This window comes from Flavobacterium sp., from assembly GCF_043760115.1.
GTDB lineage: Bacteria > Bacteroidota > Bacteroidia > Flavobacteriales > Flavobacteriaceae > Flavobacterium.
The window spans coordinates 1-12,948 of record NZ_JAYUPK010000152.1 but is presented as its reverse complement, the minus strand read 5'-3'; the positions used below and the strand labels follow the sequence as shown (position 1 = coordinate 12,948).

Genomic DNA, 12,948 nt, shown 5'->3' with positions numbered 1-12,948 from the left:
ACAGACAAATCAAATAAAGTAACCACAAAATGATAAATTTCAAACAAATGAAAAAACTATATTTCTTAGCTACGTTTGCCCTAATGACTTTTGTTGATGTAAGTGCTCAACAAGATCCACATTATACACAATATATGTACAATTTAAGTGTAATAAATCCTGCCTATGCTGGTTCTAAAGAATCTCTTTCTGGAGGTTTACTTTACAGAAAACAATGGGTTGACATTGAAGATTCTCCAACAACTGGAACTTTCTTTGTACATTCTCCTGTTGGTAAAAATGTTGGTTTAGGATTGTCTGCAATATCTGATAAAATAGGACCAGTTCAGGAAGACAATATATATGGAGATTTCTCTTATACACTAAATCTTGGTGGTGAAAGTCGTTTAGCATTTGGTTTAAAAGCAGGTGCAACATTTCATAAAGTAGCATTGTTTAGTCAAATTGGACAAAGTAATGTACCTGATCTTAATGATCCTGCATTTAGTTCAGATACTAATAGTACATTTTTTAATTTAGGAACCGGTTTGTTTTATTATACTAACAAATATTATGTAGGTTTGTCTATTCCTAATATGTTAAAATCTAAACATCTTGATTTTAATGGTAGACAATTTGGGTCTGAAACTTCACACTACTTTTTAACTGGTGGTTATGTATTTGATTTAAACTCTAATGTAAAATTTAAACCTTTTGCAATGGTTAAATCAGCATTTAATGCTCCAACATCATTTGATGTATCAACAAACTTTTTATTTAATGATAAATTTGAAATTGGTGCAACATACAGATTAGAAGATTCATTTGGCGCAATGGTTAATTATGCAATAACTCCTAGTTTAAAAATAGGATATGCTTACGATCATATAGTTTCAGATTTAAAAGTAGCAACACCATCTTCTCACGAATTTATATTGTTATTCGATTTAAATTTCCCTAAAAAGGTATCACAATCACCAAGATATTTCTAACATAAAAATGATAGCAAAAATGAAAAAACTATATATCGTATTAAGTTTTGTAGCACTAAGTTCATCACTGTACGCACAAAATAAAGACACAAAAGCAGCAGATAAATTATACAATCGTTATGAATATGTTGATGCCGCAGAAGCATATAAAAAAATTGTAGATAATGGTAAAGCAGATGGTTATGTTTACAAACAACTTGCCGACACTTATTACAATATGTTTAACACAGCAGAAGCTGCAACTTGGTATGCAAAAGCTACTGAAACAACTCAAGATGCAGAAACTTATTTTAGATATGCACAAATGCTTAAAGCAGATGGGAAATATGAAGCTGCCAACAAACAAATGGCAAAATTTGCATCAATGGCTCCAAGTGATTTAAGAGCAAAATCTTTTAATGAAAATCCTAATTACGTACCTAAAATTTTAGGAAAAGAAGCTGTTTACACTGTTAAATCTCTTGAAGTTAGCGGAGATAAATCAGATTTTGGAGCATTTTTAAAAGACAAAACACTTTACTTTACAAGTGCAAGAAACAATGCAAGAAAAAATTATGGTTGGAACGAAGAACCATATTTAGATATTTACAAAGCAACATTAGGCGATTCAGGAACATTTTCAGAAGCAACAACAGTATCTGAATTAAATTCTAAATTTCATGATGGTCCAGTTACTATATCTACAGATGGAACTACTATGTATTTTGCTAGTGATAGTTTTAGAGAAGGTTCATTTGAAAAAGATAAAGTAAATAAATTAAAATTAGGAAGAAACAACTTGTATAAAGCTACAAAAAGTGGAGATACTTGGGGAAATATTACTCCTTTACCTTTTAATACAAAAGAGTTTTCATATAGTAATCCAAGTTTAAGCGCAGACGGAAAAACATTATATTTTTCTTCTAATATGACAGGAAGTCTTGGTGGAGTTGACATTTGGAAAACCACAGTAAATGGCGATGGAAGTTTTGGTACACCAGAAAATTTGGGTAAAAAAGTAAATACAGAAGGCAATGAAAGTTTTCCTTTTATTGCTGATGATAACACCACTTTATATTTTGCGTCAAGCGGAAAACAAGGACTTGGTGGTTTAGATATGTATCAAATAGATTTATCAAAAGGTACAGAAGCAACAAATATGGGTGAACCAGTAAATTCTAAAAAAGATGATTTTGCTTTCAGCTTTAATAAAACCGCTAACATGGGATTTGTATCTAGTAATAGAAACGGAAACGATGATATTTTTGGAGTAAATCCTATATGTGCTGTAAATGTTATAACAGTTGTTACTAATACTAAAACTGGTGCTATTTTGCCAAATGCAAAGGTTTCAATACTTGACGATAAAAAGAATATTATAACTACAGAAACTTCTAATGAAAGTGGCGAAGTTAAATATAAAGTAGAATGTGATAAAGCATACACAATTCAAGCATCTAAAGATGGATTTGACGGAAATTCGTTTGCAGTTGCTAAAAGTAAAGGTCCAGAAGTTAAAGTTGATGCAACATTACAACCAATTGATGTAATAGTAACAACAACAGAAATTATTTTAAAGCCAATTTACTTTGAATTTAATAAAAGTAACATTACACAAGAAGGCGCATTTGAGTTAGACAAATTAGTTCAAGTTATGAAAAATAACGACAAACTAGTAATTATGGCTAAATCGCATACAGACAACAGAGGAAGCGATACGTACAACATGAGTTTGTCAGACAGAAGAGCAAAATCTACTGTGCAATATATAATTTCTAAAGGAATTCCTGCTGATAAAATTTCTGGAAAAGGTTATGGAGAATCTGAACTAAAAGTTTCTTGTGGAGAAACTTGTACAGAAGAACAACATGCAGAAAACAGAAGATCTGAATTCTTAATTGTTAAATAATTTTATATTTTTAAATAGTTAAAAAAACCGAGTTAATGCTCGGTTTTTTTGTTTAAAAGTGTTTTTGATTTTGCTATGGCTTTAGGGATAAATAACATTTAAAATTCAAAAGAATAAGAACAGTACGAATTATTAAAGGAGATTTTGATTCTAAAGTTTCTGAATCTGAATGGAAAGTAATCACTAGATTAATTGTAATTATAATTCAGAATTGCTTTTTCGAATAGAATATTTGTGATAGTCTAAAACAAAAGCCATCTCACTATTTGTCTTTCTGACGAATAGCTTGTCCGACTTGGTGGAAAGAATCTCTGTAAATTTTGGTATTATTAATTTGCGTGAACTTATTGCAGAAATTTTTTAAAAAATATAATTCTAATATTCCTTAAATCACAATCTTTAAATTTTTAATAAAATCCCTAACTTCTTCAACAACTGTTAAATACACCTAGAAATACATTTACTATTTGATTTATTATTAATTTTGATAGAGAATTACTAATTTTAAAGATAGTACACATGAGAAAATTTTTACTCCTTCTAGTTTTTGTTTACAGTGTAAATTCTAATTCTCAAGTTATAGATGACTTATTTACAATTGTAGTTAAAAATAATTCAACATTTGATAACACAACACGTTTGGGATCATTTAATCCATCAAATGGATTTGTAAGCAATATTGGAGAAAATGTTAGTAATAGTTCTTTTAGTATTAATGGTGGTTCATTAAACCCAACTACCAATAAATTTAATTTGGTTTCATACAACTCTTTTACTTCTTTTAATTTGTTAGATGGAAGCATAACATCAATGCCAGTGAACAGTTTTTATTCTGGCTTTACAAACTTTACCAATGTAAGAAATAATGTTTCTGATAATACTTTGTATGGTTTAGCTTCTACTTTTTCAGACAATAACGAATTTGTTGGAATGTATTTATCAAAACTAAATACCGAAAATGGAGATTTAACAGCTATTTCTAAAAACTCAATTGGCTCTAATTATCAATTAGCAGGAACATCTATTGATCCTAGATTAATGGTTTATTATTATTCATCGGGTTCACAATTTATTGGATTGGATTTATACAATGGCACAATTTATAGTAATCCAACCATAATCTACAGCAATCCAAACGATTTTAATTTTACCAACTTTACTTATAATTGTAATGACGATACTATTTATGGATTAGTTACCGAAGACACACATGTTCAAAACCCAAATGTTCCTCATCCTTTATCAATATTTATAATGAGATTTGGAAAAATTAATCCAACTACAGGAGAAGTAATTCATATTTCTGAAACTGGTTTACCAACTTCCTACTATTCTGTAAATGCTGCCTCAACAATTGATCCAGAAACTAACACTTATTACTATAGTGATGGTTCAAATGTATATGGAATTTCTACACAAACTGGACTTTTAGTAAGCACAACTAGTTTAACTTTTCAAGATGGAAACTATATTAATTTCATGACAAATATTAACAATTGTGTTGGAGCAACTGCAATAAGATTAAATCCTTTGTTATCTGCAAATGAAAATAGCATTGAAAACAAAATTATACTTTATCCTAATCCTGCAAAAAATAATATTACCATAAAATCAGCTACAAAAATTGACTCTACAGAGCTTTTTGATAATAATGGAAGAAAAGTAAAAGCCGTTTTTATTGATGCCTTAACATTAGATATTCAAGATTTACAAAGTGGCGTTTACTTTATAAAAGTTACTTCTAGTGATTTAATTCAAAATTTAAAATTCGTTAAAATTTAAAAACTAAAAGTTTATAATTTACAATGCCATACAATTACTTTAAATTTATTTTTAATAATAGTATGAATTATTTTTATTAATATTGGTTTAAAAAATGAAAGCGAATAGTATCGTCTTAATTTTAAGTTTCGCAATTAGTTTTTTGTTATTAATATATTACATAAAAAAAGTAATTAAAGAAAAAACATTACATGAAAGAAGTATTACAGAAATCTTAACTATTTATAGACCTATTACAATTTTAATTTTAGCTGTTTTCATTTTTGGATATTCTATAATTCTAAAAATAGTGAAGTGTTTTTAATTGTAATTCATAAGGTATTTAAACAAAAAAAGCTTCCAAAATTGGAAGCTTTTTCACTATACGTAAAAGTACAATTAATTTATAACAATATCATCAATTTGAACTGTTGTTGTAACCGTTGGAGTACTTGTATATTCAAATACAAAATATCCAGTTCCTGTTAATGTAGTTGGAATTGTATAGGTTCCAGCAGTATTAAACGAATTTTCAGACGATCCAAATGCAGGATAAGTAATGTTGAAACTTGAAGTAATATTAGTAAAATTAGCTAAATTAACTAATCCACCAGCAGTATAATTGGCACTAGTTACATAATATACTTTTAAAGCTTCGCCAGCATTAAAACGAATTTCTTCTTTAAATGTAAAAGTATTTGCGGCTGTAAAATCTACTGGCACAAAAAAGTAAGTTTTAGCTTTTACTCCAGGATTTCCCGAACCATTAAATCCACTCATTTCTATATAGTTGTTAGAACTAAAATTTTTAACCTGCCAATATCTTGACCCAACTACTGCATCATTAATATATTTAGGAAAATTGGTTTGATTTGTAGTATATGAAGTAAATGGTTCATTAACTGTTGCAGAAAAAACATTAGCGTTTCCAACAAAAGCTGGATAAACATCTACTCTACTATTTGTTAATTTAATATCATTTTCATAACGAATAACAAATTGAAATGTAGTATTAAATTTAGATAAAACACCACGAATTTTACCATTACCAGTTGGAACTTGGTTACCTGTAAATGGTGCAAAACTACTAAATCTAATAATTCTTTGAGTTCCACCAGTTCCAGATACTAATAAATGGTTAGTTGCACCACCACCAGAATCTACATCATAATAAGTTCTGTTTAAAGATTCGTCAACGAACTGAACATTATCTAATTCAACTAAAGTATTTTGGTTAGCATCATTATAAGCATCTGCTAGAGAAAATGTTCTAACCAAAGTCTCCTCAGATACCTTAGTTGCAGAAGGAAAAATAATATTTTGCCATTCAAATTCTGGTAATCGGCCTACTTGTCCTTCAAATAAAGTACCTATTTGTAAAGAGCCAAAAACTTTAGCAATATATAATCCTTTAAGTTTAATAAATACTTTTCTTCCTGGTGTAAAACCTTTTCCAAATAACGTAGTAACATTTATTGGCACACTAAATCCAATAGGAGCACTTCCACCATCTATTTGCTTAGATTGTAAAGAGATAGACTTATAAAATGTTCCTTTTTCATCATTAGAAGTAACGTAACCTTCAATAACATCGTCTCCAGTATAAAGTGTTGGTGTTGAAGTTGCTGCAGCATTAATTTCTAAAACTGTTTTTGTAGGTGTTAATTGGTAAGTCGTAAGTGTTTCGTCTGGAACACCATAAGTATCACTATTAACACAACTTACTAAAAATGTAGCAGTTACAACTAATAATACTGTTTTTAAAATAAATTTTTTCATAATAATTTTAATTTATTGTTTATTAAATATTTTAATATCGTCTACTTGGTAGGAACCATCTAAAGCTGTGTTTGTTCCAGAACCTTTAACTTTAAAGGCAATAGTTGCATTTCCTGTAAAGGTAGATAAATCTATCTCACCAGAATTAATAAATGCAAAAAACGGACTTGATGTTGTTGGTAATGTTGCGCTTAGTGGTTGCCAGTTTGCAGTTGTAAGATTAGAACCATTATAATCAGTTGCAATTAAAACTTCTAGCGAATTGGCCGATGAAGATACAAAACTTTGAGATGCTTTAAAAATTAAAACTTCTGCTGGATTTAAATCCATATTAATTGTTGGAGATAATAACCAACTAATATTAACTAATTCGCCAGATTGAAATGAACTAAATTCTGCATAAGGATTTCCGCTAAAAATTTGTTCTTTCCATTTTGCTGTTCCAACTTCTGCCACATTTGTCCAACCTGTTGTGTTTAAAACAGTATTATCAACAGCACCAATTGAAAAATCTTCAATAAAAAGTGCTTGTTTTAATGTAGGGTTTTGAATATCATTTTCTGGCGAACATCCAGAAAAAGATAGTAATGAAATTATACTTAAAAGTAAAAATATTTTATTTGTTTTCATAGCTGAGTATTAAAAATTAATATAAAGGTTTACAAAGTATGTTCTTCCATAACCATAAAAATATCTTGGTGCAAATGATGGATTTCCGCTAGAAACATCTTGGTTTAATTCTCTAAAATTGGCATTTCGTGTTTGCTCAAAACCACCTGTTTTATAAGATACATCTAATACATTATTTATAGATGCAAAAAATCCGAAAGTTGTACTTTTTATTTTCCAGGATTTTCCACCAGTCAAATTAACTAAGGTAAAATCATTAAATTTTTGTTGCTTTAACAATTCTGATGCTCTTTCATTTGTAGCTTCTGGAAATGGAAAACCATCAGCATCATTAGGATTATTAAAGAAATTATCTGTTCTTAATAAAGATGAAATATCTAAAAAGTTGTTGGCTAAATAGTTTACGTTAGCGCCAATCCACCAAAATTTAGGATCTCTATATTCTACTCCAAATGAAGCTGCAGTTTGTGGTCCGCCACCCAATCTATATCCTTTTAATTTAGATGTTCCAAAATCGGTAACAGGATTAGTATTTGTTGGACTAGCATTATTATCATTATTTAACGATACATTTGGATTGTTATTATAAGTATATTCTCCGTAAGCTCCAGTTGCAGTTAACTTAATTGTTGAAGTTATTTGATACTCCATTCCTAACTCTAAACCAATATTTTGTTTTTCGATGTTAGTAATAGTTTCTGCCACAAAAGCATCACCGCCATCATCATCATTATCATCAAAAATTCCTTCTCCAAAAAAGAATGAAGTTTTAGTTGCGTTTTTAATATTAGAATAATAAGCTGTTAATCTAGATTTAAATTTTGGCATTCTAATAATGTAACTTGCATCTGCACTAGAAACATTTTCGCTTGCTAAACCATTTACACTATTGCTGTTTAACCTTGCATTTGGAAAAACATTTCTTAAAGATGGCGCTTTAGTTAAATAGGCAGCATTTAAATTAAAAAATTGTCTTCCAGATAATTTATAGGTTAAACCACCTTTAAAACCAAAGTTTTCAAAAGTATATTTATTGCTTTTTCCAAAAGAGTTGGTTGGGTACAATCCGTTTTTGTAAAGTCCTTCTCTTTGGTATTGTGTTCTTGTGTACGATTGTGCTAAATAAAAATCTATTTTTTTATAAGTAAATTTAAATTGAGTAAAAGCATCGGCAGTATTTGCTAATAAATTGTAGTTGTATGCAAATTTTTCGCCAACTCCAACTTTTCTGTTTGGATTATTTAAATCTGATTGTTGTTCTGATCCTACTTGAAAATTATCAAAATCATCATAATACTTTCCGCCTAATAAATCTAGAAGGTTGGCAAAATTACTTGACTTTAATTTTCTTAAACTAACACCTGCATTCATTACAATATTATCAGCAAGTTGAGTGTTTAAAATAGAATTGGCAGTCCATAATTTATCATCTGTTCTGTCTTCATATAAAATATAAGCACTATGACCATCAGAAGTTTTATTGGCTTCATAAAGTTGGTTCCAATTAATTTGTTTATTATTTAAAAACTGAAGTCTTATGGCTTCTGCATTTGCAATATTTAGTGGATCATCTCCTTGAAAATCTGTATAATCATCAGGATTGTATGCCGATAAGTAAAAACTTGGTAAATTTCTATAATAAGTTGGATCAGGATTATCTGCACCTTGATTGTCAATTCTACTATTTCCAATTGATCCAAACTGATAAGTTATACCTGAATTTAAATTGGTTTTATCAGAAATTTTCCAAAAATGATTTAACATTAAAATTGGTTCATTAACATCTTTATCTCTAGAATTTCTTTTCTTTCCGTTTTGGTAACCCCAATAAGAATTATATTTTGTACCAGCCAAACGATTTACTTCATCACTATTTGGAGAACTTTTACCTCTGCTGTTTTCAGAATATATTGAAGTAAAATTTAACGAATGATTTTCATTAAATTTCTTTTCTACACTTGCAAAAATTGCATTTGCGCTGTAATCTGTTCCTTCAAAATAACCTTCTTGTGCCCAACGTCGTGATGCAGAAACTACAAATGCCCAACCATTAGTATTCATACCAGATGCATGAGTTCCCATAGTTCTCCAACTGTAATTAGTATTAGTTCCAGAAAATGAAATTCTACTTCCTGGTCTGTATATTGAAGCTCTTGTATTTATTTCTTGTGTTCCAAGAATTCCTCCAAAAGTATAATCTGATGGCGCACTTCCAGAAGTAAATTCTTGATTACGAGTTGCATCATTTAATCCACCCCAATTGCTCCATTGTGGTCTTCCATCATAAATTTTGTTCATTGTAACTCCATTTATCATGGTAGTTCCATATTCGTTATCTAAACCACGAATTCTAAATCTAGCTTGACCCCAATTAAATGCTGCAGCTTGTTGAAAAACATCTCTAGAAGCTTGCAATAAACCTGCTGTACTTTCAGATCCACTGTTATCATCGCCAAGATCACTTTCTGTAATTGTAATTAAGCTAAGTTGTTGTTCTACAGTAATATCTTCTTCAAGAACAATTACTCCTAAATCTATTATTTTTCCTTGCTCAACATCAACAGTTAACATTTGATCTTTGTAGCCCGAACTTCTAATACGTATTAATTGTGTTCCAACTGGTGCATCTTTAAATGCAAATTTTCCATCTGCATTTGTAAGTTCAGAAAAATTAGTGTTTTGAATAGATGCAAGAATGTTTTGTAATGGTTTATTGGTTTTTGAATCGATAACTTTACCAGAAAATCCAGTTCCTGTTTGACCAAATAAAAATACCGCTTGCATTACAAATAAAATACTAAAGACAAGTTTTTTCATATAAAAAATTAAGTTAATTTTAATTCGTTAAGTCTTAATAAAAACTTAACAGCTTGCAAAGGTACATTATTTTAATAATAGTATTACTTTTGGCTCGAAGTTTGTAAAAACTTATTAATAATTTAATATATGATTTATGAAAATTAAACCAATTATTGGGCTTTTCTTTATTTTATTCTCAGTTTCAACCGTTTATGCACAAGCAAAAAAATATATAGTGCATACAGTAGCTTTCTATAATATTGAGAATTTTTATGATACCATTAACGATCCTCAAACAAGAGATGATGAATGGGTTTATACCTCATCATACTACAAAAAAAAGGTTAATAATATTGCAAGAGTATTATCACAAATTGGAAGTGGAGAAAACCCAAGTCCTCCAACTATTATTGGTTTGGCAGAAGTAGAAAACAGAAGAGTTTTAGAAGATTTAATAAAAAATCCGCAATTAATAAATTACGATTATGGGATAATTCATTACGATTCTCCTGACAGAAGAGGAATTGATTGTGCCATTTTATATCAAAAGAAACATTTTATAGTTACTAGTTCTCAAAATGTACCTTTATATATATATGAAAAAGACACCAAGAAAATAAAGTTAAACAAAAAAGAAGAACTAAAATTAAAAGAGGAATATCTTGACGATGTTATTGAAGAAGGTGACAAATCTAAAAGAATTTATACTAGAGACCAAGTTTTATTAACTGGTTTTTTAGATGGCGAGGAAATGAATTTTATAGTTAACCACTGGCCTACAAGAAGAGGTGGTGAAGCAATAAGTAGTCCATTAAGAGAACTTGCGGCAGGTTTAAACTTAAAAATTATTGATTCATTACAAAAAATTAATCCTGAAGCCAAAGTTATTTCTATGGGAGATTTAAATGATGGACCATACAATAGAAGTTTAAAAAAAATATTGAATGCAAAAGCTGAAAAAAAAGAAGTGCAACCATTAGGAATTTATAATCCATCTGAAAATATGTTTAAAAAAGGTAATGCCACTTTATTTTATAGAGATGCAGGCGATGTTTTTGATCAAATATTTATGACTGAGCCATTAATTAAAGAAGATAAATCATCTTTTAGATATTGGAAAGCTGGAATTTATAATAAACCATTTATGATACAAACCGCCGGGCAATATAAAGGATATCCACTACGAAATAATTCAAATACTCCAGGATTTAGCGATCATTTTCCTGCCTATATTTATCTAATTAAAGAAATGTTTCCAAAAAATTAAAACTATGAAAAAATTTCTTGTCTTTTTAGTTTTAGGTTTTTCAACATCAATTTTTGCTCAAGAAGTTATCACATCACAGCAAGCTAAAGATTATATAGGTAAAGAAGTTGTTTTAAAAGGTAAAATTGCATCAATTAAATTAGCGTCAGAAGGAAAAAGTACCAATTACATAAACATTGATAAAGCGTATCCAAACAATGTTTTTACAGTTGTTGTTTCCAATAAATATCTTGAAGAAAACAAATTAGACATCGCAAATTCAGTAGGAAAAGAAATCACTGTTAAAGGAACAATTACCGTTTACGATAAAGATCCTAAAAAAACGCCACAAATATTCAATCCACTAGAAATTGAAATTCAATAATATATAAGGTTAGTTCGCGCTAACCTTTTTTTATATAGAAATCTATCCTTTTTGTGAAAATAAAAAATTAAATTTAACAAACAAAAAATTTGTGTCTTCGTGTCTTTGCGGCAAAAAAAATGTAAATTCGTAACATGAAAATAGCAAAACCATTCAACCTCAACAATTGGATAACCGAAAACCGTCATTTACTAAAACCACCAGTTGGCAATAAAAATATTTATGTAAATTCTGGCGATTATATAGTTATGATTGTTGCTGGACCAAATGCCAGAAAAGATTATCATTACAACGAAACCGAAGAACTTTTTTACCAACTTGAAGGTGAAATAACTGTTGTAATTCAAGAAGATGGCAAACGCAAAGAAATGACAATGCAAGCTGGCGATATGTATTTGCATCCAGCCAAAACGCCACATTCGCCAGTTCGTTCTGCCAATTCTATAGGATTAGTAATCGAAAGAAAGCGCGCAGGCAAAGGTTTTACCGATGGTTTATTGTGGTTTTGCGACAATTGCAATCATAAACTACACGATGTATATTTTGAATTAAACGACATCGAAAAAGATTTCTTACCACATTTCAAGCATTTTTACAATTCAGAAAAATTAAGAACGTGCACCAATTGTGGCACAACAATGGAAACCGATTCAAGATTTATCGATAAAGACAAAGAGTACGAATCTTAAATTAATTTTTTAAAACCATTAAGAAAGTTAAGGTAATTAAGTTTTCAACCCTTAATGCAACTTAATTTTCTTAATGGTTTAAAAAGAAAAAAACCTAATGGTTTAATTTTTCAGAAGCCAATCCAGCCATACATTCCAAGTTTATAAAAAGAAATACTATTTTTCTAAGCCATAAAACGTGCTTCCGCTGGTCGCAGTTTTCTGTCAAGAAAAATTGGCATTTCTTTTCATAAAGCTTTCCATTACTGTCTGGGCTAAACCAAAATTCGTGAAATATCAAAATTATTTTTAATTCATGATAATTCGTGCATTTCGTGTTTAAATACTATTTTTACCAAAAATATACATTTCATAACTAAAAACATAAAAATGGCATCAATTGCACAACAATTCGGAATGATCGAAGCACTAAAAGCTTTAGGAATTAAAGACATAAACGAAGGAACATCAACAGGACAAAATCATTTTTCTAACGGAGATATCCTAGAAAGTCATTCTCCAGTAGATGGTCAACTTATTGCAAAAGTAAAAACATCAACACCTGCAGATTACGAAAAAGCAATGCAAGCTGCAACTGCAGCTTTCAAAACTTTTAAATTAATGCCAGCGCCACAACGTGGTGAAATTGTACGTCAGTTTGGAGAAAAATTACGTAAAAACAAAGAAGCATTAGGCAAATTAGTTTCTTACGAAATGGGAAAATCTTTGCAAGAAGGTTACGGCGAAGTACAAGAAATGATAGACATTTGCGATTTTGCAGTTGGTTTATCGCGTCAACTACACGGATTAACAATGCACTC

At 29.5% G+C, this 12,948-nt stretch carries 10 protein-coding genes; 7 read left to right on the top strand and 3 right to left on the bottom strand.

Annotated features, from left to right (window positions below):
• Nucleotides 1-47: 47 nt before the first annotated feature.
• From ACH2BC_RS13085 to ACH2BC_RS13075, 3 genes are all read left to right on the top strand, one after another.
• A complete protein-coding gene (locus ACH2BC_RS13085) occupies nt 48-971 on the top strand; it encodes a type IX secretion system membrane protein PorP/SprF (protein ID WP_395054451.1) in 924 nt (307 codons plus the stop codon).
• Nucleotides 972-990: 19 nt separating this feature from the next.
• Nucleotides 991-2,859, top strand: coding sequence for an OmpA family protein (locus tag ACH2BC_RS13080; RefSeq protein WP_395054450.1), 1,869 nt, complete (start codon nt 991-993; stop codon nt 2,857-2,859).
• Nucleotides 2,860-3,378: 519 nt separating this feature from the next.
• Nucleotides 3,379-4,641 carry a T9SS type A sorting domain-containing protein gene (locus ACH2BC_RS13075; protein ID WP_395054449.1) on the top strand — a complete coding sequence of 421 codons (1,263 nt, stop codon included), beginning with the start codon at nt 3,379-3,381 and terminating at the stop codon, nt 4,639-4,641.
• A gap of 378 nt (nt 4,642-5,019) precedes the next feature.
• Here the strand turns inward: ACH2BC_RS13075 and ACH2BC_RS13070 are convergent, their stop codons facing one another.
• Genes ACH2BC_RS13070 through ACH2BC_RS13060 form a run of 3 tightly spaced genes read right to left on the bottom strand, consistent with a single transcriptional unit; the run spans nt 5,020 to nt 9,846 of the window.
• Entirely contained in the window at nt 5,020-6,399 is a 1,380-nt protein-coding gene (locus ACH2BC_RS13070) for a DUF5689 domain-containing protein (RefSeq protein ID WP_395054448.1), read from the bottom strand.
• Between the two features lie 12 nt (nt 6,400-6,411).
• Entirely contained in the window at nt 6,412-7,029 is a 618-nt protein-coding gene (locus ACH2BC_RS13065; RefSeq protein ID WP_395054447.1) for a choice-of-anchor J domain-containing protein, read from the bottom strand.
• A gap of 9 nt (nt 7,030-7,038) precedes the next feature.
• A complete protein-coding gene (locus tag ACH2BC_RS13060) occupies nt 7,039-9,846 on the bottom strand; it encodes a carboxypeptidase-like regulatory domain-containing protein (protein WP_395054446.1) in 2,808 nt (935 codons plus the stop codon).
• A gap of 136 nt (nt 9,847-9,982) precedes the next feature.
• Here ACH2BC_RS13060 and ACH2BC_RS13055 point away from each other — a divergent pair, with 136 nt between their 5' ends.
• The 4 genes from ACH2BC_RS13055 to ACH2BC_RS13040 form a co-directional block, all read left to right on the top strand.
• On the top strand, nt 9,983-11,095 hold the full coding sequence (locus ACH2BC_RS13055) for an endonuclease/exonuclease/phosphatase family protein (RefSeq protein ID WP_395054445.1): 1,113 nt from the start codon (nt 9,983-9,985) through the stop codon (nt 11,093-11,095).
• 4 nt (nt 11,096-11,099) lie between these two features.
• Nucleotides 11,100-11,459: a hypothetical protein gene (locus ACH2BC_RS13050; protein ID WP_395054444.1), complete on the top strand. Its 360-nt coding sequence runs from the start codon at nt 11,100-11,102 to the stop codon at nt 11,457-11,459.
• A 134-nt stretch (nt 11,460-11,593) separates the two neighbouring features.
• Nucleotides 11,594-12,148: a 3-hydroxyanthranilate 3,4-dioxygenase gene (locus ACH2BC_RS13045; RefSeq protein WP_395054443.1), complete on the top strand. Its 555-nt coding sequence runs from the start codon at nt 11,594-11,596 to the stop codon at nt 12,146-12,148.
• A gap of 369 nt (nt 12,149-12,517) precedes the next feature.
• On the top strand, nt 12,518-12,948 hold a 431-nt coding region (locus tag ACH2BC_RS13040), incomplete at its 3' end, for an aldehyde dehydrogenase family protein (RefSeq protein WP_395054442.1).

Excerpts from the sequence above, each read along its gene's own strand:
- ACH2BC_RS13085 (WP_395054451.1), top strand. The coding sequence starts at position 48 with ATGAAAAAACTATATTTCTTAGCTACGTTTGCCCTAATGACTTTTGTT.
- ACH2BC_RS13080 (WP_395054450.1), top strand. The coding sequence starts at position 991 with ATGAAAAAACTATATATCGTATTAAGTTTTGTAGCACTAAGTTCATCA.
- ACH2BC_RS13075 (WP_395054449.1), top strand. The coding sequence starts at position 3,379 with ATGAGAAAATTTTTACTCCTTCTAGTTTTTGTTTACAGTGTAAATTCT.
- ACH2BC_RS13070 (WP_395054448.1), bottom strand. The coding sequence starts at position 6,399 with ATGAAAAAATTTATTTTAAAAACAGTATTATTAGTTGTAACTGCTACA.
- ACH2BC_RS13065 (WP_395054447.1), bottom strand. The coding sequence starts at position 7,029 with ATGAAAACAAATAAAATATTTTTACTTTTAAGTATAATTTCATTACTA.
- ACH2BC_RS13060 (WP_395054446.1), bottom strand. The coding sequence starts at position 9,846 with ATGAAAAAACTTGTCTTTAGTATTTTATTTGTAATGCAAGCGGTATTT.
- ACH2BC_RS13055 (WP_395054445.1), top strand. The coding sequence starts at position 9,983 with ATGAAAATTAAACCAATTATTGGGCTTTTCTTTATTTTATTCTCAGTT.
- ACH2BC_RS13050 (WP_395054444.1), top strand. The coding sequence starts at position 11,100 with ATGAAAAAATTTCTTGTCTTTTTAGTTTTAGGTTTTTCAACATCAATT.
- ACH2BC_RS13045 (WP_395054443.1), top strand. The coding sequence starts at position 11,594 with ATGAAAATAGCAAAACCATTCAACCTCAACAATTGGATAACCGAAAAC.